This is a genomic window from Micromonospora sp. NPDC050397, assembly GCF_044901685.1.
Lineage (GTDB): Bacteria > Actinomycetota > Actinomycetes > Mycobacteriales > Micromonosporaceae > Micromonospora_G.
This window is the reverse complement of the sequence record NZ_JBJDPS010000012.1, coordinates 66833-89153: the sequence shown is the minus strand read 5'-3', so window position 1 is coordinate 89153 and position 22321 is coordinate 66833. Positions and strand designations below refer to the sequence as shown.

The following is a 22321-nucleotide window of genomic DNA, read 5'->3' as shown; positions in this document are numbered from 1 at the left end:
CGTGCGGGCAGACACCACAACGATCCGGTCTGTACTCGCGCGGAGAGCGACGACTCGCAACCAAACCTGCGCGCTGGTCCTGGCAGGTCCGGGCACCTACGGTACGCCGTGCGCTGGTATCACGTCGCGGAGCGCGGATCGCGGCAGTGGGGAGCCCAGCCGACCGGCCGAGTCCGGCAACCGCGGTCACCGGGGACCTGCGGTTTGGTGGAAAGTTCGAGTTGGACGGTGGTGAGTACGGCGAGATCCTCCGGTGCGAGCCGCCGCGTCTGCTCGAGGTGTCCTGGCCCCACGGGCCGGACGCAGACGCTTGGCCGGGCACGAGCGAGGTGGAAGTGCGCCTGGCCCCGGGGCCCGACCGGCGACACCGAAGAAGTTCTACGCATCCGACCCGACCTGACATCCCCGCTGCGGTGGGCTGGCCGCATCCATGCCGCTCGTACCCTGACGAGAGTTGTCAATCGCGGGACGGATGTCAGGCCGCTCCGTCGAGGAGTAGGACGAGCAGGACAACAGCAGATGGCCCCACACCTAGGAAGAATGTGTGATGAAATACACCAACACGATCGAGATTGCTCTGCCGCGGGAGCGCGTGGCCCAGATGCTCGCCGACCCGGTGTACCTACCGAAGTGGCTGCGGGGCATGGTGCTGCACGAGCCGGTGAGTGGGATACACGGGCAGCTCGGTACCAGATCGCGGGTCGTGATGCAGTCGGGGAATCGGAAGTTCGAATGCACCGAAACGATCACGCGCCGGGATCCGTCAGACCTGCACGGGATCCCGGAAGAGAGTGTCGTTCACTTCGACCGCGAGATCGTCGGCGCGGGCATGTGGAGCGTCGTACGCGAACGGCTGACCGAGGTCGATCCGGAGACGACGCTCTGGGAGAGCGAGAGCGAATACCGGTTCAGTGGCCTGCTGATGCGGCTGGTGGGGCTGTTGATGCCCGGTGCCTTCCACAAACAGTCGCAGCAGCACATGCAGGATTTCAAGGCGTTCGCCGAACAGGGGAAGGATGTTCGCGAGGAGAGGGACTGATCTGCCGGGACCAGCGGCGAGAGTCACCCACGGCGATCGTCCGGACGTCTGCCGTGCCCTTTGGCTGGAGCGAACTTGTCCTACCCCTGTGCTCTAATCCCGTCGTGCATATCGTCGTCTGTGGCGCACTCGTGGAGAACGGCGCGGTCCTGCTGGTACACCGCAGCCCGACCCGCCAGGCATACCCGGATCTCTGGGATTTGCCCGGCGGGCATGTCAAGGCGGGCGAGCCGGAACTACAAGCCCTCGCCCGTGAGATGCGCGAGGAGCTGGGCGTTCAGATCGTGGCGGAGTCCTCGTCACGGTTGGGCGACTGGCATGCCGGCAGTGGTGCGGACGCCGTTCACGTGGGCGTCTGGCTGATCGGCGACTGGGTTGGCTCTCCGATCAACCGTGCTCCTGAGGAGCATGACGATATCGCGTGGGTTGGGATCAGCGAGCTGGGCAGCCTTCCCCTCGTGTTTGACGCCCTACCGGCGTTGCTTCATGCCCTGCCCGAGCCTGACCGGCTGGCTCGTCGCGATAAGGCACGGACAACCGCGTCGCCGAGCCGTTCCTGAGAGTCTCACCGAGTCCACTGGTCAGCTCGCGGAGGTCGACGCTTCGGACCTGGCTGCCGCAACCCGCCCCGAACGGCGACTGCGCGTCCGGTCCCGCGAAACGCATGATGGTGGCGACGGCCTCGGCCGGCAGTTCGCGCAGCAGCGGCGCGTGCTCGTAGAGCGGCAGCGGGTCAACCGGGTCGCTGTGCACGGCCGCCACCGCGTCGGCAGACGGGAGACGCGACCCAGTGTTGCGGGCACCGAAGTTGGCGTCGGATGCCGAGGTGGGTGCCGGTGGGGCCGGCTGCGGCGAAGTGGGCCGCTAGTCGAGGCCGAAGGTCGTGCGATGTTGAGGCCGATCGCCAACAGCGCCGTCGCAATGGCGATTGGAGAGGCCACGGTCAACACGATCGCGACCGTGGTTTCCTCTCCCCCGGTGGAAAACCACGGCGCGTTGATCGCCCGGTGGACGAGTCCGGACGGCAACCCGGTGCGAGTGCCCGCCAACGGCCGCAAGCAGCTCGACCTGACCATCGGCTGAGCCCTCGGGGGCGGGCCGGCGAACTCCGTCGTCGGCCCGCCCCCGAGCGGTCGCGCGTTCTCTCAAACGCCATCTTCTACCCGTCCTTACCCGCAATCCTTGGTACAGAGCGTGAATCCCGACGCGTATTCGCGAAAGCGGACGTCACCGAGCCCGGGCGCGATCCGGTCCATGGTGGTGGTCGGCAACAACATGACGTCCGGCACTATCGGAACTGCGACCGCCGAGCGCCAGACCACCGTATCCCAGTCGAACCCGGCACTCCGCCCATTTTTGTCGACAATCACCGCACTTCGTCCATCGATGCCACGGCCGGCTATTCTGAGTACAGCTTCGGCAAGCTTGTCGAAATACCGACGAGGCAGACCGTCCGTCCAGAAGTCCAGGCGTTGCCGGAGCTTTCCTTCGCAAGAGAAGCGACACGCGACAGGAAATTCCGAGTCCAACCAGAAGGAGACAAGCATACTCGCAATCGCATTGTCAACGATTTCACCTATCCTCCCCGCAGACATCTCCACGTCTCTCCCGTGGCGGCGACAACATAACTTTTACCCACCCCCGGCCGATGGAGCGTTATCCCATCCTTGCCGAGTTCATCCACAAGGGAGGTGAACTTGATGACCGCCGGGGTGGACCATTTCGACAAGGTTCCCAAACCGCGCGGTAGCAGATGTGCGAGGGCCCATCCCTGTCGGCGTCAATGAATCGCGATGATACAAGTTCGAGTCGTTGTCGCGGCTTCGGCTCACACGACTTCGAAGCTCACCCTTCCGGGGTGAGCATCGCCCGTACATCCTGGTAGGACAGTACGGGCTCGGCACCGGAGAGACCGTCGAACAGGCCGCGATCGCGCCGGGTCGTGGTTGCCGCCTTGAGCCGGTCCCGCCGGTCCTTCTCGGCCAGCAGCATGTCGAGAGTCCGCTGGCTGTTGTGGTGGGGTTCGGGACGCAGGTAGGTGCTGATCCACTCGTCCCAGCCTTGTCGGACGGCGACGAGGTCGTCTTCGAGACTGTAGTCGATGGGGCGGTGTTCGGGCTCGGCGAGTAGTTCACCGAGAGTCCGTGACTTGACGAGCTGGGTCGCCGCGTACGCCTGCGCCGCCTGGCCGAGCCCGAGACGTACGAGAATGAGCTGCTCGTACAGGGGCAGCCGACTCGTCAGGAACCGGATCCGGTCGTCGACGCCGGTGAACGAGGCCCGCGACTGCTCCTGGATCTCCACGCAGCGCCACAGATGCCCCTCGGCCGAGCCGAGGTCGCGCTCGGCGATGGCGACCGCCGCCAGCCCGGCTCGACAGCCGAACTCGGTTTCCGTCCCCGGGCCGCTGGCGGCCAGCCCCGCCCGGTAGGCGACCTTCGCGGCGTCGTGCTCGCCGAGACGGCGATGGCAGTTGCCGATGAACGTGTGGAGCTGGGTGCCGAAGACGTCCGGCCCGGCCGTGGCGGCGCCAAGGTCGCGGGCGAGCTGGAGCTGGTCGAGAGCCTGCCGGGGGTCGCTCCGGGCGAGGGTGATGCCCCGGGTCATCGCCGTCACCATGTCGACCATCGGTCGCAGTTCGGTCAGTTCCGCTGGGTCGGCGTCCGAGAAGTAGTCGGAGTCGAGCAGCGGGATCGGTTCGCCGGCCGCGGCCAGTTCGGCGTACCGGGCGAGGTGGGTCGCGGCCTCGTCGGGCCGCCCGGTGTCCCGGCAGGCCAGGTACGCCCGCCAGGCGCTGTCGGTCCGGGACGGCGGCGTGATGGCATGGCCGTCGGTCCGGCTGACCTCGAAGACCGCCGTCGAGAGGTCCTCGGTGAGCAGCGGCAGCAGTTGTGCGAACCGACGGTAGGCGGTCTCGGCGTCCCCCGCGCCGTACGAGGCGACGCCGCAGCGGTGCAGGCAGTGCGCCCGGAGGGTGGGATCGCCGAGCCGGCCCTGGTCGGAGTTGTGCGCCTCCAGGATCAGGGTATTGAGCGCCGCCTCCGCCAATCGCACCGCGGCGGCGGCGTCGCCCCGGCGGAGCTGGAGGTCGGTCATGACGGTGGTGGCCAGCCATCGGAACGTCGGCCCGGCCGCTCTCCGTACCGGTTCCAGGTGTTCGAGCGCGGTGCCCGGGTCGCCCAGTTCGATCCGGTGGAACGCCAGTTCGAGCCGGTACGAGTCGGCGGACGCCGGACTCGGCTCCGATTCGACCAGCGCGATCGCCCGCTCGTACGCGGGGACACTCCGGTCGACCCGGCCGAGTTCCCGATACACGGAACCGAGCAGGTGGTGGTGCTCGGCGAGCCGGAGCGGCGCGGCGTCAGCCGGGGCGTCGGCGACACACCGCTCGCCGAGGCCGACGGCTTCCTCGTACCGTTCCCGCTCGACCGCGTACTCGAAGAGGTGTCCGTCGACCTCGAAGATGCCGGCGGAGTCGTCGCGGTCGACGTACTGGCGTCGGGCGGTGGCCCAGGTTGCCAGGGCGGCCTCCTCGTCGCCGAGTTGCCGGTGGGCATCGCCGAGGGCGGTACGCAGCGCCGCCGAGACTGGACGGTCGCCTAGTCGGTGCAGGAGGCGGTCGCCGATGGCGAGGAGTTCGGTGGCCGCGAGTTTCCCGTTCTCGCCGCCAACCCGCCAGAACGCCTCGGCGAGCAGTCGTGCCGCGCTGACGAACTGTTCCTCGTCCGTACCGTCCAGGGTGATCCCGGCGGCGGTGAGGCGGTCGGTGAAGGCGTCCCGGCGGGCGCCGAGCGCCGACCGGATCTGCGCCCTGAGCGAGAGGGCGATGACGACCTCGTCGGGCGGGCCGATCTCGGCGAGGATCTCCAGCGCCGCCTCGATGCTGTGGTGCGCGGTCCGCAGCGCCGTGACCCGTTCCGACAACTGCTTCGGGTAGTGGTTGAGATACATCCGGGCGTGCCAGCTCAGCGCGTCGGCGCGTCCTCGGCTGGTCCCGCCGTGCACGCTGGCTTCGACGGCGAGGTCGGCCCAGCCGAGGCGGTCGGCGTCGTCGTCGCGTTTCTCCGCCAGGTAGCTGAGCCCGAGCATGCCTTCCAGCACGGCGTCGTCGACGCTGTCCCGCAATCTCTCCAGGGCCGCGGCACGGTCGGGGGCGCGTTCGAGGGTCCGCAGTACGCCCTCGGTCCAGCGCTGTTTCAGCCAGCCCCGTACGCCGCCGCGCCGCCGCGTCATACGCTGCCCCTACGCTGTCGCACGACGGCGTGCAGCCGGGAGGTGACACCGTCGCGCCGGGTAACGCCCAGGTAGTGGTCGAGAACCCGCAGGAGCTGCCGGTGCTCCTCCGTCGACAGGCCGTCGCCCCCGGTCAGGGTCGTCCGCGCGGTGTCGCCGTGGAAGTCGGGGCCGCGCAACCGGGTACGGAGAAGCCGGCCCGCCCGAGCGGTGAGCTGGTCCTCGCTGATGGTCCGCGCCGCCCGGGCCCGGACCAGGTCGACCAACCCGTCCCGCAGTGCCTGGGCCCGGCGGCGGGAGCGGTCCAGCGGCGACTCGGCGGCGGCGAAGTAGCCGAGTTGCAGAACGAGGTAGCCCACCCCGGCCGGCCAGCCCTGGAGTACGAACAGCAGCACCGCACCGGCGGCACCGGCGACGATGCTCAGCACGGTGAGCGTCGTGATGACCGCCATGGCGTGCCGGGTGTCGTGGAAGAGCGCGGCGGAGCGGTTGAGCCCGACGCAGACGGCCAGGGCGAACCCGACCCAGAGGGCCGATGTCACGCCGACGACAAAGGCGAGCACGACGAGTCCGGCGAGTACCAGCAGTTGGTGGCGAATAGCCTGCACCTGGGCTCCTGAAGGGTCTAGGCCAGCCGATATGTCTGATCGATCTCGGTGCGTCGGCGCAGCAGCGGGATGAGCTGCGCCGCGCCGCCCATGCTGACCCTGGCGGTCAGGTTGAACCGGGCCAGCAGCGGCGCCCCGGCGGGCGCCTCCACCAGCAGCCGGAGCTGGCGGTCCGGCTGGAGCTGGTCGCCGGGACGGGAGCGGAAGTCCCAGAAGGCACGGGCGAATCCCCGGCCGGAGGTGACGATGGTCGGCCGGTGGAAGCTGCGGGTGCTGGCCTGTTCGCGGCGCGCGTCGACCTCCAGCACGGCGGGGACGACGTTGAACCGCAGACCGGCTCCGACCGTCGTGGTGATCTCGACCGGGTTGTCGCCGAGGACCTCGCGCGGTGACATGTCCCGGACCACAGCCCCGTCGGTCGGTCGCAGGTCGACGGTGAGCCGGGCGGTCCGGAAGGCACAACCGGCGCTCGGGTGCAGGACGCAGAGCAGCGAGATGTCGTAGTGGGCCACCGCCTCCGCCGCCGAGCCGTCCGGTGCCGCCGGGCCGCCGTCGGCCATCCGCAGCACCGGGCCGAGGGCGAGCGCCACCCGGTTGCGGTGCTGGAACAGCGCCACGTCCCGGTCGTCGATCACCACCTCGCCACGGCGTACCAGCGTCCGCAGGTCGGCCTCGTCGACCTCCAGCGCCGAGTCGAACAGTGGCTCGTACGCCGTCTCCGCCCGCATCGCCCCTCCAGTTTCGACAGCGGTCATCGCCAGTCGCCGACCAGCACGAACGGCGCCCAGTGGTAGATCGAGTCCCAGCCGGAGACCGACATCGTGTCCAGCACCGCGGTACGGAACGCGTCGGCCTTCCAGGTGTCGGGGGCCCGCAGCAGGTGCTCGTAGAACCGACGCATGAAGTACGCCGTCGAGTCGTCCGCCACCGACCAGAGGCTGACCAGCACCGACGTGGCGCGGGCGGACAGGAACGCTCTGGTGAGGCCGATCAGCTCGTCGCCCGGCTGGCGATGGCTGACCCCGGTCTCACAGCCGCTGAGCGTGACCAGGGATGCCCGCAGGCCCGCCGCGCCGAATACGTCGGCGGCGGTGAGTACGTCGGTGCCGGCGAGCTGGACGCCGGACCGGAGCGGGTCGGCGGCGTCGAAGCCGGCGTGGCCGGCGACGTGCACGATGTCCACCTCCGCCAGCGCCGCCAGCACGTCCTTACGGGTGACCGCGTCACCGAGCCTCGGCTCGACGCCGAACAGCTCACCGAGCATCAGCGCCTCGGACTCGGCGTACGGCAGGTTCTGTCGGGAGTCGCCGAACACCGCCGCACGTCGGCGTTCGCCCGCCACGGGTGGGCGCCGGCCGGACTGGCTGTGCCGCAGCGCGGCCGCGCTGGGGACGTAGACCAGCGGGTTGCGCTCGATCAGGTACCGGCCGTCGACCCGCAGGGCGTGCAGCGGCAGGCTGTGCAGGGCGCCGTACGGGACGAGGCAGACGACATCGCCGGGATCGCTCCAGCCGGTCAGCGGTGCCACCAGACGGTCGTACCCGTGCCACAGCTCGGGCATTTCGGCCAGCTCCCGAATGCTCCGGTAGGAGTCGAAGTTCGCGGTGACGAAGAGCGCCAGTTCGGCGGGGTCGACGTCGACGACCGCCACCTGCGGCGCGGCCCAGTCGGCCCGTGCGCCGAAGACGGCGATCCGGTCGCCGACGGCGACGTACTCCGTCAGCACCACCCGCCGGTCAACGGTCACCACACCCGCCTCCCCTGGGTACCCGCTCGACTTCGGTGGCCTCTGCGCCGACGCGCCGCCGGGAGCGGGCTCACCCGTCGGGCCGAAGCCATCGTGGTGCAGAACGGTGATCATCTACCTCCGCCGTGCGGTCAACATCACTCACATTCGGGAGCTGCCGCCAGCCAACGGCCTCGCGGAGGGGCGCGGCGGGCGGGGGCGGTTGTCCGGTTACGTTCGCGGGTGCTGACAGCCCAAGATCGATCGAAGCTGTTCCGAAACGGACCACTTTGCCCTATGGTGACGAGCATGATCGTCTTCTAGGTCGCCGCGACGGTCCGGCCGACGGCTTCGGCATTCCCACCTGCGCCGAGATCGCTGGTCAGGGCGTCGGGGCCACGTCGTAGCAGCATCGAACGGCGTCGGGTCCGTCATGGCGAGCGTGCCACCACCACCCGGAAGGCGTCGACCCGCACGATCCCTGGACCCCCGAGGAAGGTGCACCAACTCATGAAGCAAACAGAAAGCGATGGGCTCAGCCGACGTCGAATCCTGAGTGGAGCGGCCGGGCTGGCCGCCGGAGCCGCAGCCGTCGCGGCGGGCCTACCGTCCGGGCCCGCGTCCGCCTCCTCGACGCACACGGCGCCCGACCTCGTCCGCTGGCGCAAGCAGGCGGCGAACGTGACCATCACGCGCGATGACTGGGGCATCCCGCATGTGACGGGCAAGACCGACGCCGACGCCGTGTTCGGCATGATCTACGCGCAGGCCGAGGACGACTTCAACCGAATCGAGAACAACTACCTCACCAGCCTTGGCCGCCTCGCGGAAGCCAACGGCGAAGGCGCGATCTGGCAGGATCTGCGCCAACGACTGTTCGTCGATCCCGAGGTTCTCAAGCGTGACTACGCGAACAGCCCCGTCTGGTTGCGCAAGCTGGCCCAGTCCTGGGCTGACGGACTGAACTACTACCTCGCGACGCACCCCGAGGTCCGCCCTCGCGTGCTCACGCGTTTCGAGCCGTGGATGACGCTGAGCTTCTCCGAAGGCAGCATCGGTGGCGACATCGAGCGGGTTCCACTCACCCAACTCCAGGCGTTCTACGACCAACGCGAGGTCGAGATGACCGACGAGGAGCGCGGTCTGCTGTTCCGCGAGCCGAGGGGCTCCAACGGCTTCGCGATCGGGCCGCGCAACACCCGCGACGGCCACGCGCTGCTGCTGATCAACCCACACACCAGCTTCTTCTTCCGCTCCGAGCAGCACGTGACCAGCGGCGAGGGGCTCAACGTCTACGGCGCCGCGACCTGGGGACAGTTCTTCATCTACCAGGGGTTCAATGCGAACGCCGGCTGGATGCACACCTCCAGTGGCGTCGACAACGTCGACGAGTTCGCCGAGACGATCGTGACCAGGGCCGACGGCAGCCGCTCCTACCGCTACGGCAGCAAGATACGGCCGGTGACAACAAAGAAGATCACGTTGTCGTACCGCACCACCGACGGTGCGCGGGCCCAGCGCACCTTCACCACCTTCGCCACCCATCACGGCCCGATCGTCCGTGAGGCCGACGGCAAGTGGATCGCCTTCGCGCTGATGAACAAGCCCGTCGAGGCGCTGCAACAGAGCTTCCTGCGTACCAAGGCGCGCGACTACGCGGCCTTCATGAAGGTCGCCGACTTCAAGGCCAACAGCTCGAACAACACACTGTTCGCGGACTCGAAGGGCCACATCGCCTTCCTCATGCCGCAGTTCATGCCGATCCGGGACGACCGCTTCGACTACCGCAGACCCGTCGACGGCAGCGACCCGGCCACCGACTGGCGTGGGTTGCACAGCCTCCGTAGCCTGCCCCAGGCGGTCGATCCCCGAAACGGCTGGGTGTTCAACACCAACAACTGGCCCTGGACCGCGGCCGGCGCGAACAGTCCCAGGGCCGTCGACTACCCGCGCTATTTCGACCAGGCTGGCGAGAACCCGCGCGGTCCGCAGGCGATCCGGGTCCTGACCGCACGGAAGGACTTCACCCCGCAGACGCTGCTCACGGCTGCCTTCGACACCTACCTCACCGCCTTCGCCCGGCTGATCCCCGGTCTGGTCACCGCCTGGGACAAGCTCCCCGACGGCGACCAGCAGAAGACGAAGCTCGCTGGGCCGATCGGCCTGTTCCGTGGCTGGGACTACCGCTGGGCGGCCGATTCGACCGCGACATCGCTGGCGGTCTTCTGGGGTGAGGCGATCTGGGCGACCGCGTCGCAGCCGGCGAGAGACGCGGGCATGGCGGTGTGGGACTGGGTGGCCGAACGCGCAACCGACGCGCAGCGGATCGCGGCTCTCGACGTGGGCATGGACCGGCTGGTGCTGGACTTCGGTAGCTGGCAGGTGCCCTGGGGCGAGATCAATCGGTTCCAGCGCAACGACGGCGCGATCGTCCAGACCTTCGACGACGCCAAGCCGAGCAGCCCGGTGCCTTTCACCTCGGCGCAGTGGGGCTCCCTGGCGTCCTTCGGGGCACGACGCTACCCGGGGACAAAGCGCTACTACGGCACCAGCGGCAACAGCTTCGTGGCGATCGTGGAGTTCGGACCGAAGGTGCGCGCCTGGGCGGTGACGGCGGGCGGCGCGAGCGGGCACCCCAGCTCGCCGCACTTCAACGACCAGGCCGAACGCTATGCCAATGGTGACCTCCGTCCGGTCTATTTCTACCCCGACCAGCTCAAGGGCCACATCGAGCGGATTTACCAACCGGGCAGGTAACCTGCCGCCGGAGCGGGCGGCAACGCCGGCCCCTGCACAGGGCGGTTCGCCGATGCCGAGGCGCGTCACACCGGTCGATCCGGTCGATACGCGCCTCGGTCTCGGCGTACCTCGGGGCCCTCCTCCGTCTCCTACGGTTGGTCCGCGCCGCTGTCACCGATCCGTGACAGCCCTCATCACCGAACAGGGCCCACGACGCCGGCTGGGTCCCGTCAGCGTCACCCGGAGCGCTGCCGCCGCGACCTGACCCTGGCCGCGCACAGGGCACCTCTTCCCCCGGCAGGGGGATGCGGGTGGCTCGGTGGAGGGATTCGCTCCCATCGTCGTGCGCTGATGCTGGACCACGTCAGCCGACGGGACAGCCAGGAGGAGCGACATGTTCAGGTCCAGTCTGCGTGCGACGACACTGGCAGCGGTTGCGGCCGCGGCGGTTGCCGCGTCGCCCGCTGTCGCGCAGGCCCAGCAGCCCGAGGCGACGGGCGTCGCAACCGGGCGGTCGGTTGTCGCCGGGGTGGGACGTTTTGTGTACGACGAGCCCGGCGTGATCGGGCACCGGATCTGGTTCGGCGTCCAGGCGGTGACGGCCGCCGACGGATCGACGTACGGGCGGTTCCTGTACCGGCACGAGCTGCCCGACGGCACCGTGGTCGGGCAGGGGCGAGCCGACGTGACGTGTCTGGAGGTCATTGGAAACGTGGCGCTGTTTAGCGCGATCGTCCCCGAGGGCCGGGGCACCGTGAAGAACCATGGCTACTACGTGAAGATCATCGATGGCGGAAGCGGGCCGGACCAGATCGTCGATGCTCAGGCGCAGAACGGGACGGAGCGGCCGCCCACCCACTGCCTCGACCCCGAGACGGACCTCCCCCCGGGATCCCCCCAGCGACCCCGGTACCCGATCCTCATCGGCGGATACACCGTTCGCGGCGCTTAGCAGCACCGTGCGGGCGCCGAGGTTCCCGACGCCCGTCACCGCAGGTGTGGGCCGCGCCCACCTGCGCGACCCACGCCTGCGGATGAAGCTCGACCGGTACGGTCGTGACCACGGTGTGCCGTTCGGCGGTAACAGGCCGACCAGCGATGCGGCGGAGCTCGGCCATGCGTTCGACGAGACGCCCCGTGACGGTTATGAACGGGGCTGCGGTGTCAGCACAATGCGACCGCGTAGTGCGCGGTCCTCCATGCGTTGGTGCGCGGCGGCTGCCTCACCGAAGGGAAGGACGTCGACAACGGTCTCTCCCAGACCCGCGGCGACGGCCGTCAACGCGGCCTGAAGAGCGGGACGAATGTACTGGGGGTGGGTGGGCAGGTAGGCGCCGGCGTTGAAGCCAGCGATGGTGATGCCGCCGAGCCAGAGCTGGTTGCTTCCGATCTGGTGCGTCCAGTCGTCGCTGGCGTTGCCCGCCGCGATCAGGCGGCCACCGGGTTTCAAGAGAGACAAGCTCCCCGTGCGTACCTGGCCGCCGACCGGGTCAATGACGACGTCGAACTTCTCATCCGTCAGCGCGTTGGAGAGTTCGGCCGAGTCCACGATCTTGTCGTAGGGCAGCCGCGTATCCGCCGCCGCCTCCAGCTTGCTGGCCCGGACCGTGCCCACGACACGGGAGGCGCCGAGTTGCCTCGCGATGCCCGGGAAGGCGGCCGAGAAACCGCCGAGCGCACCGTGCACGAGAACGCTTTCGCCCTCGGCGAGATGCGCGACCCGCGTAAGCGCGACGTGCGCCATCGCCGCGTTCGGCACGACGGAGACGGCCAGGGCCGGGTCGATGCCGTAGCCCTCGGTCGAGACGACGAGATCGGCCGGGGCGATGTAGACGGAGGCGTAGCCGCCCGTACCGGTGGCGGACATGGAGACGACGCTCTCGCCCACGGTGAGTCCGGTGACACCTTCGCCCAGCTCACGTACCGTTCCGGCGACCTCAAGTCCCGGCACGTACGGCGCCTGCGGCATCCCTGGCTGGTCCTTGAACACTCCTCGCCGCATCAGGACGTCGATCAGCCCGACAGCGGAGTGGGTGACGTCGACGGCGATCTCGCCCGGCCCGGGAGTCGGATCCGGGAACTCGCTTACCGTCAGCACCGACGGGGCTCCGAACGAGGTGGCTTGCACTACGTGCATCGGATTCCTCTTCCTGTCCAAGAAGTGCGTGGCGCACAGATGACGCGTTACGTGGACGTGCGCGAGAGCCCTCCGGATGAGGACACGGCGGCACACCGCGATGTGCCGCTCGACCCCGGAAGCTCGACCAGTCCGACGCTGCCGCGCCCAGCAGTTGGGGCTCGGCCAGGTTCCTGGGTGCGGTTTGGGTGCCTCGCGCGGAAGCGTTCCTCCCGTCCCAAACGGACCCGTTAACGCATCCCGTGATGCATTAACTTGACGGTATCACGACGAGGGCGCGTAATGCATCCCGAGGTGCATTAAAATCGGTGACATGCGTGAGCGAGCACGATCAGCCGAAGACAAGGTGCGCCGGGCCGAAGACCTCCTGGCTGCCGCCGAAGCCCTCGCCCTGGAACTCGGCGGTGTCCGGTTCGTCACGGTCCCCGCAGTCGCTCACCGCGCGGGCCTGCATCGCACGGGCGCACGGCGGTACTACGCGAACAAGGAGGAACTGCTCCTCGAACTCGCCGAGCAGGGGTGGCGGCAATGGCGCGACGCGGTCAAAGCAGCCATCGGTGATCGAGCCGGGCTCGGTCCCGAGCAGGTCGCGGCCGTGGTCGCGCAGACGATCGCGTCACTGTCGGTGTTCTGTGACCTGCTCTCGCACGTGGCGATGAGCCTCGAAGGCGATGTCGACATCGAACGCGCCCGTAGATACAAGACGAACGCCACCGCCGCCGCCGGCGAGATCGTGACCGCCCTGGCACAGGCCAGCAGCATGACTGTCGAGCAACTCCAGAATCTTCTGGCCAACACAGCCACGCTCGCGGCGGGCCTCTGGCAAGCCTCCCACCCCACACCCACACTGGCCGCGCTCTACGAACAAGTGCCCGCCTGGCGACATGCCGCGCTCGACTTCGAGCCAAGACTCAGCCTGCTGCTCCGCGCGACGGCGATAGGGCTCGTCGAGCTTCAGCGACAGGAAGGTTAGCGGTTCGGACTCGGCTGACCCGCAAGGGCCGGGCCACGAAGGAGCGGATCGTGCAGGTGGCAGCCGGCGTGGTGGTGGCCAAGGGAGTAGCCGGAACTCAGCTCGACGATGTGCACAGGACTACGGGGTGAGCGGACCACAGATGACGTACTCCTTCGGCGACAAGCGGTCGCTGGTCGGCGAGGTTGTGGCCTGACAGGCTCAAGCCAACATCAACCTGCACACCCGACCCGAGGTGACCGCCTGAGCGTGCGCTGACGGGTTTCGATCGGCAGGACGGGACCGCTTTGAGCCAGGTGATGGTGCACTGATGGGATGGCCCACGTAGAGTCCCGTCATGGTTGAGGGTCGCTTCGAGCGCTACGACCGGTACGAACGGTGTCTCGGTGACGTACTCGATCTTCTCGACCTCGCGGCGCCACCCGCACCTGCGGGCGACGCGCGGAACGACCCGCAGGCCCGGCGGCGCTGGCAATGCGATGTAGCCCTGCTGATCATGCGGGAGGCAGTGCCGCCGCAGCCCGAGGAACTGTTCGAACCGCTGATGCTCGCCGCCGTCTACGAACCTGACCCGAGTCACACCCAACGACACATCAGACCAGCGCTCGCTGCCTTCGGCCGCCGACGCGTCCAAACCAGGCTGCTCGAACACCTCCGAACGGGAACCGACTACGAGATCATCGGCGCGGCCGACGCCTGGTACTGCACGTACCTACGCGTCGCGGGCAACGACACCGAGGACGATCCCTGCACCGACCTCCGGCACGACTTCCAAGAAACCGGTCTGCGGATATTCCTGGCCAACGACGACCCGGGAGTCCGACGCCGCATCATCTCGTTGCTTAACCTTCGCGCCGACAAAAGCCCACCCGAGCTGCGCCCACTAATCTCCGAGGTGCTCCGTATCGCCCGCGCCCATCCCGACAACACCATCGTCGACCGGATCCGAAGTGCTCTCTGACCGTGCGGCTCCCGCAGGACGGCCCGAGGGGCGCCCCGCCCTCTTCCGGCACTGGCCTGTGGCTCCGGTGGGCAGGAGTTCGAGTCCAACTGGTGTTGCCGCGATGTGCGGGCCTGCTGGCAGACGCTGATTGTCGGTGGGCTACAGGTTGTTGATCCGGGCCAGCAGCTCTGCCTCGGTCAGATTTTCCAAGACCGCGTCCTGCTTGCGGCCCAGGACTGCCAGCAGCTTCTCCTTCTCCAGCTTCTTGGCTGCCGCCGCCTTCGCCGCCTGGTCCTCCGCGAGGCGGATGGCGATGACGTGCTTGACGACCTCCAGCTTGGTCTCCAAGGTGGCCTTGGCCGGATTGGTCTCGGTGGCCACGAACGACTCGGTGTCGACGGCCTTGAGTTCGGCGTTGACCGCCTTGGCCACGTCATCCAGGCTGAAGCCGGACTTGGCGGTCAGCGGAAGCTCCCACAGCTGTTCCGTGGTCAGCAATCCCTTGGCCGACGGGTAGCGGAATTTCTTCCGCGTGGCCTGCTCAAAAATGGTCACGATGGCCTCTCCGAGTTTCTGGGTAGGAGGTCAGAACTGGATACTGATGAGGTGGCGCCGGCCGCCGGTCATGGTCACCTTGGCGACCACAGAGCTGCGGACGGTGGAGCTGAAGCCGAGGCCAGAGAGCTGATCCGGGGACGGCTCACACTTGGTGCGATCGCCGAGAACCTCGAACACCTTGCGGTGCGGTTGCAGGTCGCCGCGGAGGAACTCGTTGTAGATTCCCCGGGTCGGCTGGTCGTTCACGCACCCTTTGAGGATGAAGAAGTAGTGGCGGTTGCCGACCTCGCTGCCGTCGAAGTAGTTCGGCGAGTACATGATGGTGGACACCGGTACGAACTGCTCGGTGGTGATTCCCCACAGGTCCTTGCCCGCGCTGCCCGGCTACATGTCCTTACCCGGCCGGAAAGCGGTGATCAGCTCGCCGGCGACCGTCATCCGGCCCACCTCCACGGTCTCCTTGTGGCCGATCGCCCGCTCGTGGCTGTAATGCTCGATCTTCCCGTTGCTCTCGGTCTCGATGACGAAGCCGACCTCGGTGCTTTCCCGCTTGTGGAACTGGTTCACCTCGATTCGGTACTCGCCGTCGGGAACGTTGTCGGTCCAGGTGACGTTCTCCACCGGCTCACGCGAGAACGCCCCGGCCGCGTTCATGTCGACGTCCAGCTTGTTGCGCTTGTCCCTGTACCAGATGTGGTCGCCGTTGGGTTCGAACACGTGCAGGTCGAGGTCGTCGTGGTTGAACCAGGACAGGCTCACCCGCAGCTTGCCGGTGACGTTGCCGCCGGCCCGCTTGACCCTCTCCTTGATCGAGTCGGTGACGTTGCCGTTGTAGGACCAGCCGAAATCGTTGTCCCAGGTGAACAGCCGCGGGGCAGCCGGGTGCCGGCCGGTGGTGAGGCTGACGAAGCGCGGTTCGTGGCTGTTGGCGACCCACAGGTCGATGGTGGCTGCGCCGGGCAGGATGTCTTTCATGAAGGTGACCACGGGAATCTCCTCCGGCTTCGCGTCACGAAGGCGCGCACCTGCCGACCTCGTGGTGGCGGCGTGCATGAGCAGCCCTTCGATGCCGTCCTTCAGCCGCGACTGTGTGTCGTTGTCGACCCAGAGCACGTTGGTGACCGACACGTCGGACAGCCGGGCGAACCGTCGCTGCAACGACTCCTCGATCCCCAACTCGTCGATGGTCTTCATGGCAGCCTTGACCATGGCCGGGGTGATCAACGCCGTGGGGCGCTGGTAATTCTGCGGTGCCACCTTCGTCTCGAACGACCGGACCGCCTGCTCCAGGTCGACGCCCGCGGAGAGATCCTGGACGAGGGTGCCGATCACCGTGTTGCGGAACCGGGCTGCCGGGTTCATGGCGTTGGCGAAGATGAAGGCCTGTCCGTCGGTCGCCTTCGTCCACCGGTTCTGCAACGACCGGAACTCGGCCACCGCCCGACGATGCTCCGCGCCCCGGTAGAGGGCGTTGTCGTCGATGAGGTCGACGACGGTGTCCAGGGCGTGCTGGGTCAGCTCGGCCAGGCCACGCTGGAACACCTGCACCGCAGCGTCGAAGGTGCCCCGTGCCGCACCGACGTCTTTGATGCGATGCCGCTTCTCCACCCGGCCGTGCAGGTGGTGCCACACCTCGATCTGGCCGTCGCGCAGCGTCCGGGTCGTCCTCGTCCCGTACTGCGCCTCGGTGGACCGGAAAACGGTGGACAACGGCAGCGTGCTGACGAATTTGTCCATCGCGGCGGCGACGACCGAGAAGACCGGGTCGGATGCAGACACCCCGGACCAGACGGAGCGAACATGTCCATTATGAATCTCGACGATGTTACCGAAGTTTTTGATGAACCCACGGCAGGTCGAGCAGTCGTACTCGGACCGTTCACGGAACCGGAGATTGGTGCCGGCTGGGAAGGAATCGAGAAAGATGAGCCAGAGTGAGTCCCGGTCGAGAGCGTCGCCGACGACGTACAACTCGCCCTTGGACATCGCGGACAGACGCATCGTCACATCCGTAACGAACTGCTGGAAGTCGTCCACCACTGTCTCATCCTCCTTGATCACCGGAGATCCTATGGCGTGCCTGCGGTCGGGGAAACGCATTTCCGGCTGTCCGCACGGTCCCGGACGGGCGTCGGTGGCCGGCGGTGAGGCCATTGACACGGCGGTGGCGCCCGACCAGCCCGAGTTCGCCGCCACGCTCGACCGGGCCCGCGAACTGGTGCGCCGGGGCGACGCCGAAACGGCATGGGAGGTCGTGGCCGAGGCGGTGCCACGATGGCACAGCGACGACCCACTGAGCATCGCACCGTTGGCGCTGCTCACCGATCCGGTACTGAACACTCTCGTCACCCCGCAGCGGGCCACCTGGATCGCCACCACCCCGAGAGGCGGTTACTGAACCCAGCAGCCCGTGACGGAGCGTGGCCGCTTAGATCAGCGAGCACATTCGGGCGACAGCGGAAGTGGCTATCGGTGCGCGTCACGACGCGTGGGTCGTCGACATTGTGGGGCGGAACGTCTGCCGGTATGCCGTCGGTGAGACCCCGATTGTGTCGGACAGGTGCTGGCGCAGCGAGGTGGCGGTGCCGAAGCCGGCCTCGGCGGCGACCCGGTCTATCGGTAGGTCGGTTGTCTCCAGCAGGCGCCGGGCGTGTTCGATTCGCTGCCGCGTCAACCATTGCCCGGGTGTGATGCCGACCTCGGCGCGGAAGCGGCGTGAGAAGCTGCGTACGCTCATCCGCGCGTGCCGAGCCAGGTCGGCGAGGCTGATCGGGCGGTGTAACTGGCCGAGGGCCCACTGCCGGGTATCGGACGTCGTGGCGGTTGTCGACTCGGGCACCGGACGGTCGATGAACTGTGCTTGGCCGCCTTCACGCCACGGCGGCACGACGCACAGCCGGGCCACCCGGTTGGCGACGGCACTGCCGTGGTCGCGGCGGACGAGGTGCAGGCACAGGTCGATGCCGGAGGCGACGCCTGCCGCGGTGAGCACCTGCCCGTCGTCGACGAAGAGCACGTCCGCATCGACCTTCACGTTCGGGAATGTGCGTTGGAGGTGCTCGGCGTTGTTCCAGTGCGTCGTCGCCGTCCGGCCGTCGAGTAGCCCGGCGGCGGCCAGCACGTACGAGGCCGTACAGATGGAGACGATCCGTGCGCTCGGTCGCAGCCGGCGCAGTGCCGCCGCGACCGGCTCGGGTAGCCAGTCCTGGTCGCCGGTCGGCTCGCAGACGAACGGTGGCAGCACCAGCGTTTCGGCCGCGTCGATCGCCTCGGGGCCCTGCTGGACGGCGACGGCGAAGTCGGCGCTCGTGGCGACCGGTCCGCCGTCGACAGTGCAGGTGACGACCTCGTACAGCGGCTCGCCGTCGTCTCCGGCGGCGGTACCGAAGATGCGGACGGGGATGCTCAGCTCGAACGGGTACACGCCGTCGAGCGCCAGGACGACCACGCGGTGCATGGCCAGATCCTTGCACATATTGGCGATATGGCCACTCGAACTCGGGCCTGCCCCACCGGCACGGTGGACCGGCGCACTTGAGGACGAACAGAAAGGCCTGCGATGCGTGCGATCACACAGAAACGATTCGGTGGTCCCGAGGTTCTCGAACTGGTGGAGGTCGACCGTCCCGAGCCCGGTCCGGCGGAGGTACTCGTCCGGGTGCACGCGGCCGGGGTCAACCCGACCGACTTCTGGCACCGTACGACGGGCGGCCTGCTGGGCCGGCCGGTGCGGCTGGGCTGGGACCTGTCCGGCGTGGTCGAGGCCGTCGGTGTCGGCGTCGCGCTGTTCCGGCCCGGTGACGAGGTCTTCGGAGTGCCACGGCTACCGCAGGCGGCCGGCGCCTACGCCGAGTACGTCACGGCACCGTCGCGTCACCTCGCCCGCAAACCCGCTGGGCTGTCCCACGTCGAGGCGGCCGGGCTGGGACTCGCCGGGCTTACCGCGTGGCAGGCCCTGGTTGACGTCGCCGACGTCCGGTCGGGCCAGCGGGTACTGGTCCATGCGGCCGCAGGAGGTGTCGGTCATCTCGCCGTGCAGATCGCCAAGGCGCGCGGCGCGTACGTCATCGGCACCGCCAGTGCCGCGAAGCATCGCTTCGTTCGCGGGTTGGGCGCCGACGAGGTCATCGACTATGCCACGACGGACTTCGCCGAACGCCTGCGCGACCTCGACGTAGTCATCGACTCGATTGGCGGCGAGTACGGGCCGCGCTCGCTGCGGACGTTGCGCCAGGGTGGCATCTTGGTCGCCCTTGCCTCGCCGGCCGAGACGTACCTGGAGGAGGAGGCAGCCCGGCAGGGCAGGCGAGCCCGGTTCATGATCGTCGAGCCGGACCGGGGCGGCCTCACATCCCTCGCGGGTCTGGTCGACAGGGGTCAACTCCGCGTCGAGGTGGACACGGTACTGCCGCTCGAACAGGTCGCCAAGGCCCACCGGATCGGTCAAGCCGGCCACGCCAAAGGAAAGATCATTCTGACGCTCTGACCTGGCGTTTCGTTCGGGCGGCAGCCCGGTTGGATCGGAAGAACGCTGGCTGGTGTGTCACCGCTCTGTGTTCGAGGGCGACAGGACGCGGTCCGGCACGGGCGCGGCGAGCCCGGGAATCCGTCTGCCGACGAGCAGGTAGATGACAACGCCGGCCAGGGCGAACGAGCCGACCCCGAGGAACATGGTGGCGCCGCCGTAAGCACCGAGGAGCAGGCCGCCGGTGAGCGGGCCGATGAAGACGCCGATCTGGGCGAAGGTCTGTGCGCCGAAGTAGGCGCCACGGTTGTCCTCCGGCGCGATGCGGTCGATGATGGCGAACTCGGCCGGGTAGATGAGGATCTCCCCCAGGGAGAACACCACCATCGCGGCGACGAACTGCCAGATCCCGTCCGCCACGGCGAAGCCGACCATACCCGCGACGGTCAGCAGTCCCCCGACGGTGATCGACGTGACGGGATTGCGTTTCTCCGTGAACCGGGAGGCGAACACCTGCAGGACCACCACGGTTGTCGCGTTGGTGGCGAGTACGTAGCCCAGGATCGTGACGCCGTTGACGACCCCGACGGAGAGATGCTGGGCGAGCAGGGACGAGATCCGGCCGTGCACCGCCTCCAGCAGTAGTCCGGCGAGGATGAGAAACAGCAGTCGCCGGTCGACCGCCACGATTCGCGCGCTGCCCGCCAGTCCTCGTAGCACGCTGCCGAAATGCTGCTTCTGCGCGCCGCCGGTGTCCGTCGCGCCGGTGGTGGCGGCAGGAGTCAGCAGCAGGACCACGGCCAAGCCGATCAGGTAGATGCCGTACCCCAGTGCGCCGACGAGGAACGCCAGCCGCCCGCCGGCCAGACCGACCGCGGTGCCGGCGACCGGTCCGGCGGCGTAGCCGATGTTGGTGGCCACGTACTGGTAGGAGAACGTCTTTGCCCGGCGCTCAGGCGGGAGCAGGTCGCCGAGCAGCGCCTTGCCCACCGGGGCGAAGACGCCGCTGCTCAGGGCCAGCGTGGCGTTGAAGACGAACACCGTTGTCGCACCGTCGCTGAAGTGAAGGCCGATGAAGGAGCCGATCACACCGAACAGCGATACCAGCAGCAGCCGGGCACGTCCGAGGACGTCGGACAGGGAACCGCCGACGAACCCGGCGAAGATCGAGAAGAACACCGACGAGCCGATGATGAAGCCGATCAGGCCCGGTTCCAGGTCGAGGTCCCTGCGCAGGAAAACGGCCAGGAACGGGATGGTGACCGAGTTGGCGAGGCTCATGATTGCGGCGCCGGCAATCAGCACTCGAGCGAGCACCGGCAGGGGCGTTGCGGTCGTGGTGAAAGTCATCGCGCTGTGGTGTCCCTTCCCGGTACCGGTTGGGTACCGGATGTCTCGGTGTCGTGGCGCAGCGTCGTGTTTGTTGGGCCGGTGGTGCGGAGACCGGCTCTCCGGCCCGGCCACCGGGGAGATCCGCGGCGACCGGGCCGGTCTGGTCGGGGGTGATCAGCCGGCACGTGCCGGGCGGCCGGGAGTCAGCAGGCCGCCGATGACGGCGGCGCCGACTGCGGCGAGCGCCGCCACGACGAACCCGTCGTGGAAGCCGTCGGTGCTGTCACCCACGAGGCTGGCGGCCGCGACGCTGGAGACGACGGCGGCTCCCACCGAGGCGCCGAACTCGTGGAAGGTGCTCACGATGCCCGAGGCGATGCCGGCTTCCTGCGGGGCGACCTGTCCCAGGGCGGTGGCCGAGGCGATGACAAACAGCGCGCCGGTCCCGGCGCCGGCGACCGCGATGCCGACGGTGACGGCGACGGGTTGCATCGTCAGGGCGGGGACCGCCATGCCGATCGCCGCGATCAGCAGCGCCGCGACGGCGAGCGGGCGGGCCCCGAAACGGGCGATGGTCCGTCCGGTCAGGTTGGCGCCCAGCATCGTCGCCAGCGCGACAGGCAGGAAGAGCAGCCCGGTTCGCAGGGCGCCGTATCCACGGGCGTGCTGGAAGTAGAAGGTGCCGAGGAAGAAGACGGCCACCATCAGTGCCGTTGCCATCAGGATGAGGAACGCGCCGGTCGTGACCGGGCGCCGGGCGAGCAGCGTGACGTCCATCAGCGGTGATCGCGAGTGTTTCTGCCATGCCGTGAAGGCCGCGTAGCCGATCAGTGCGAGCAGCACGAGCGAGCCGGTGACGGCGGTGAGCCAGCCGTGGTCGCCGGCCCGGATGAGGGCGTAGATCAGGGCGGCCGTCGAGCCGGTGACCAGGAGCGCGCCCAGGCCGTCCAGGCGCGGGCGCGGTCGCATCCCTGTGGTGGCGGGCAGCATGACGGCGAGCGCGGCGACGATCAGCAGGCCGATGGGGACGTTGACGAAGAAGACCCAGGGCCAGCCGGGGCCGCCGGTGATCAGGCCGCCGAGGAGTACGCCCAGCGCCGCACCACCGCCGCCGAGCGCGGCCCACACGCCGAGGGCCTTGTTGCGCTCGTCGCCGGAGAACAGGTTCACCACCAGTGACAGCGCCGCCGGCGACAGCAGTGCCGCGCCGATGCCCTGGGCGACTCGGCCGCCCACCACCATCCCGGCGGAGCTGGCCAGGCCGGTCAGCAGGGACGCCGTGGTGAAGATCAGCAGACCGGTGAGCACCACCCGTTTGGCGCCGAACAGGTCGGCGATGCGTCCACCGAGCAGCATCAGCCCGCCGAAGGTGAGGGTGTAGGCGCTCACCGTCCACGTCACGGCCGCCCGGCTCAGGTCGAGGTCGGTCTCCATCTGCGGCAACGCGATCGCGACCACGGTGACGTCCAGGATGAGCATCAGCTGGGCGACGCCGAGGAAGGCGAGGATGCGCCAGCGCAGCGGATGTTGCGCGGTCGTCTCGCGTACGTCGTGTGTGGTCATGACAC

19 protein-coding genes and 1 pseudogene are annotated in these 22321 nt (G+C 68.4%); 9 read left to right on the top strand and 11 right to left on the bottom strand.

Annotated features, from left to right (window positions below; genetic code table 11):
* Window positions 1-547: 547 nt before the first annotated feature.
* The 3 genes from ACI2K4_RS28575 to ACI2K4_RS28565 all read left to right on the top strand — a co-directional run bounded on the left by ACI2K4_RS28575 (window position 548) and on the right by ACI2K4_RS28565 (window position 2122).
* Window positions 548-1039 (top strand): SRPBCC family protein, encoded by a 492-nt coding sequence (locus ACI2K4_RS28575; RefSeq protein ID WP_404515790.1) that lies wholly within the window; start codon window positions 548-550, stop codon window positions 1037-1039.
* 104 nt (window positions 1040-1143) lie between these two features.
* Complete coding sequence (locus ACI2K4_RS28570; RefSeq protein ID WP_404515788.1) at window positions 1144-1599, top strand: NUDIX domain-containing protein; 456 nt, start codon at window positions 1144-1146, stop codon at window positions 1597-1599.
* 328 nt (window positions 1600-1927) lie between these two features.
* Entirely contained in the window at window positions 1928-2122 is a 195-nt protein-coding gene (locus ACI2K4_RS28565) for a hypothetical protein (protein WP_404515787.1), read from the top strand.
* Window positions 2123-2208: 86 nt separating this feature from the next.
* Here the strand turns inward: ACI2K4_RS28565 and ACI2K4_RS28560 are convergent, their stop codons facing one another.
* The 5 genes from ACI2K4_RS28560 to ACI2K4_RS28540 form a co-directional block, all read right to left on the bottom strand.
* Window positions 2209-2586: a hypothetical protein gene (locus tag ACI2K4_RS28560; protein ID WP_404515786.1), complete on the bottom strand. Its 378-nt coding sequence runs from the start codon at window positions 2584-2586 to the stop codon at window positions 2209-2211.
* Between the two features lie 298 nt (window positions 2587-2884).
* The gene (locus tag ACI2K4_RS28555; RefSeq protein WP_404515784.1) at window positions 2885-5272 is read right to left on the bottom strand and encodes a hypothetical protein; all 2388 of its coding nucleotides are present in this window, start codon (window positions 5270-5272) and stop codon (window positions 2885-2887) included.
* Entirely contained in the window at window positions 5269-5880 is a 612-nt protein-coding gene (locus tag ACI2K4_RS28550; protein WP_404515783.1) for a hypothetical protein, read from the bottom strand. The genes ACI2K4_RS28555 and ACI2K4_RS28550 overlap by 4 nt, the downstream gene beginning before the upstream one ends.
* 17 nt (window positions 5881-5897) lie before the next feature.
* Entirely contained in the window at window positions 5898-6608 is a 711-nt protein-coding gene (locus ACI2K4_RS28545) for a hypothetical protein (protein WP_404515782.1), read from the bottom strand.
* A 23-nt stretch (window positions 6609-6631) separates the two neighbouring features.
* Entirely contained in the window at window positions 6632-7630 is a 999-nt protein-coding gene (locus ACI2K4_RS28540; RefSeq protein ID WP_404515781.1) for a CHAT domain-containing protein, read from the bottom strand.
* Between the two features lie 486 nt (window positions 7631-8116).
* Between ACI2K4_RS28540 and ACI2K4_RS28535 the strand changes: the two genes are divergently transcribed.
* Entirely contained in the window at window positions 8117-10363 is a 2247-nt protein-coding gene (locus ACI2K4_RS28535; protein ID WP_404515780.1) for a penicillin acylase family protein, read from the top strand.
* Window positions 10364-10904: 541 nt separating this feature from the next.
* The gene (locus ACI2K4_RS28530; RefSeq protein WP_404515779.1) at window positions 10905-11297 is read left to right on the top strand and encodes a hypothetical protein; all 393 of its coding nucleotides are present in this window, start codon (window positions 10905-10907) and stop codon (window positions 11295-11297) included.
* A gap of 192 nt (window positions 11298-11489) precedes the next feature.
* Here the strand turns inward: ACI2K4_RS28530 and ACI2K4_RS28525 are convergent, their stop codons facing one another.
* Window positions 11490-12443, bottom strand: a complete 954-nt coding sequence (locus ACI2K4_RS28525) for a zinc-binding alcohol dehydrogenase family protein (RefSeq protein WP_404515778.1) — start codon at window positions 12441-12443, stop codon at window positions 11490-11492.
* A gap of 352 nt (window positions 12444-12795) precedes the next feature.
* Here ACI2K4_RS28525 and ACI2K4_RS28520 point away from each other — a divergent pair, with 352 nt between their 5' ends.
* Complete coding sequence (locus ACI2K4_RS28520; RefSeq protein ID WP_404515776.1) at window positions 12796-13455, top strand: TetR family transcriptional regulator; 660 nt, start codon at window positions 12796-12798, stop codon at window positions 13453-13455.
* Between the two features lie 337 nt (window positions 13456-13792).
* Complete coding sequence (locus ACI2K4_RS28515; protein WP_404515775.1) at window positions 13793-14416, top strand: hypothetical protein; 624 nt, start codon at window positions 13793-13795, stop codon at window positions 14414-14416.
* A gap of 141 nt (window positions 14417-14557) precedes the next feature.
* On the opposite strand, the gene ACI2K4_RS28510 is transcribed toward ACI2K4_RS28515, so the two are convergent.
* Both ACI2K4_RS28510 and ACI2K4_RS28505 read right to left on the bottom strand, forming a co-directional pair.
* Window positions 14558-14953: a hypothetical protein gene (locus ACI2K4_RS28510; protein WP_404515774.1), complete on the bottom strand. Its 396-nt coding sequence runs from the start codon at window positions 14951-14953 to the stop codon at window positions 14558-14560.
* A 30-nt stretch (window positions 14954-14983) separates the two neighbouring features.
* A pseudogene (locus tag ACI2K4_RS28505) lies at window positions 14984-16993 on the bottom strand (hypothetical protein).
* A 97-nt stretch (window positions 16994-17090) separates the two neighbouring features.
* Between ACI2K4_RS28505 and ACI2K4_RS28500 the strand changes: the two are divergent.
* A complete protein-coding gene (locus ACI2K4_RS28500; protein WP_404515772.1) occupies window positions 17091-17354 on the top strand; it encodes a hypothetical protein in 264 nt (87 codons plus the stop codon).
* A gap of 81 nt (window positions 17355-17435) precedes the next feature.
* Here the strand turns inward: ACI2K4_RS28500 and ACI2K4_RS28495 are convergent, their stop codons facing one another.
* Window positions 17436-18413 (bottom strand): GlxA family transcriptional regulator, encoded by a 978-nt coding sequence (locus tag ACI2K4_RS28495; protein ID WP_404515770.1) that lies wholly within the window; start codon window positions 18411-18413, stop codon window positions 17436-17438.
* A 102-nt stretch (window positions 18414-18515) separates the two neighbouring features.
* Between ACI2K4_RS28495 and ACI2K4_RS28490 the strand changes: the two genes are divergently transcribed.
* Window positions 18516-19442 carry an NADP-dependent oxidoreductase gene (locus ACI2K4_RS28490; protein WP_404515769.1) on the top strand — a complete coding sequence of 309 codons (927 nt, stop codon included), beginning with the start codon at window positions 18516-18518 and terminating at the stop codon, window positions 19440-19442.
* A gap of 57 nt (window positions 19443-19499) precedes the next feature.
* Here ACI2K4_RS28490 and ACI2K4_RS28485 read toward each other — a convergent pair whose 3' ends face one another.
* Both ACI2K4_RS28485 and ACI2K4_RS28480 read right to left on the bottom strand, forming a co-directional pair.
* Window positions 19500-20771 carry an MFS transporter gene (locus ACI2K4_RS28485; RefSeq protein ID WP_404515768.1) on the bottom strand — a complete coding sequence of 424 codons (1272 nt, stop codon included), beginning with the start codon at window positions 20769-20771 and terminating at the stop codon, window positions 19500-19502.
* A gap of 156 nt (window positions 20772-20927) precedes the next feature.
* Complete coding sequence (locus ACI2K4_RS28480; RefSeq protein ID WP_404515767.1) at window positions 20928-22316, bottom strand: MFS transporter; 1389 nt, start codon at window positions 22314-22316, stop codon at window positions 20928-20930.
* Window positions 22317-22321: the final 5 nt, after the last annotated feature.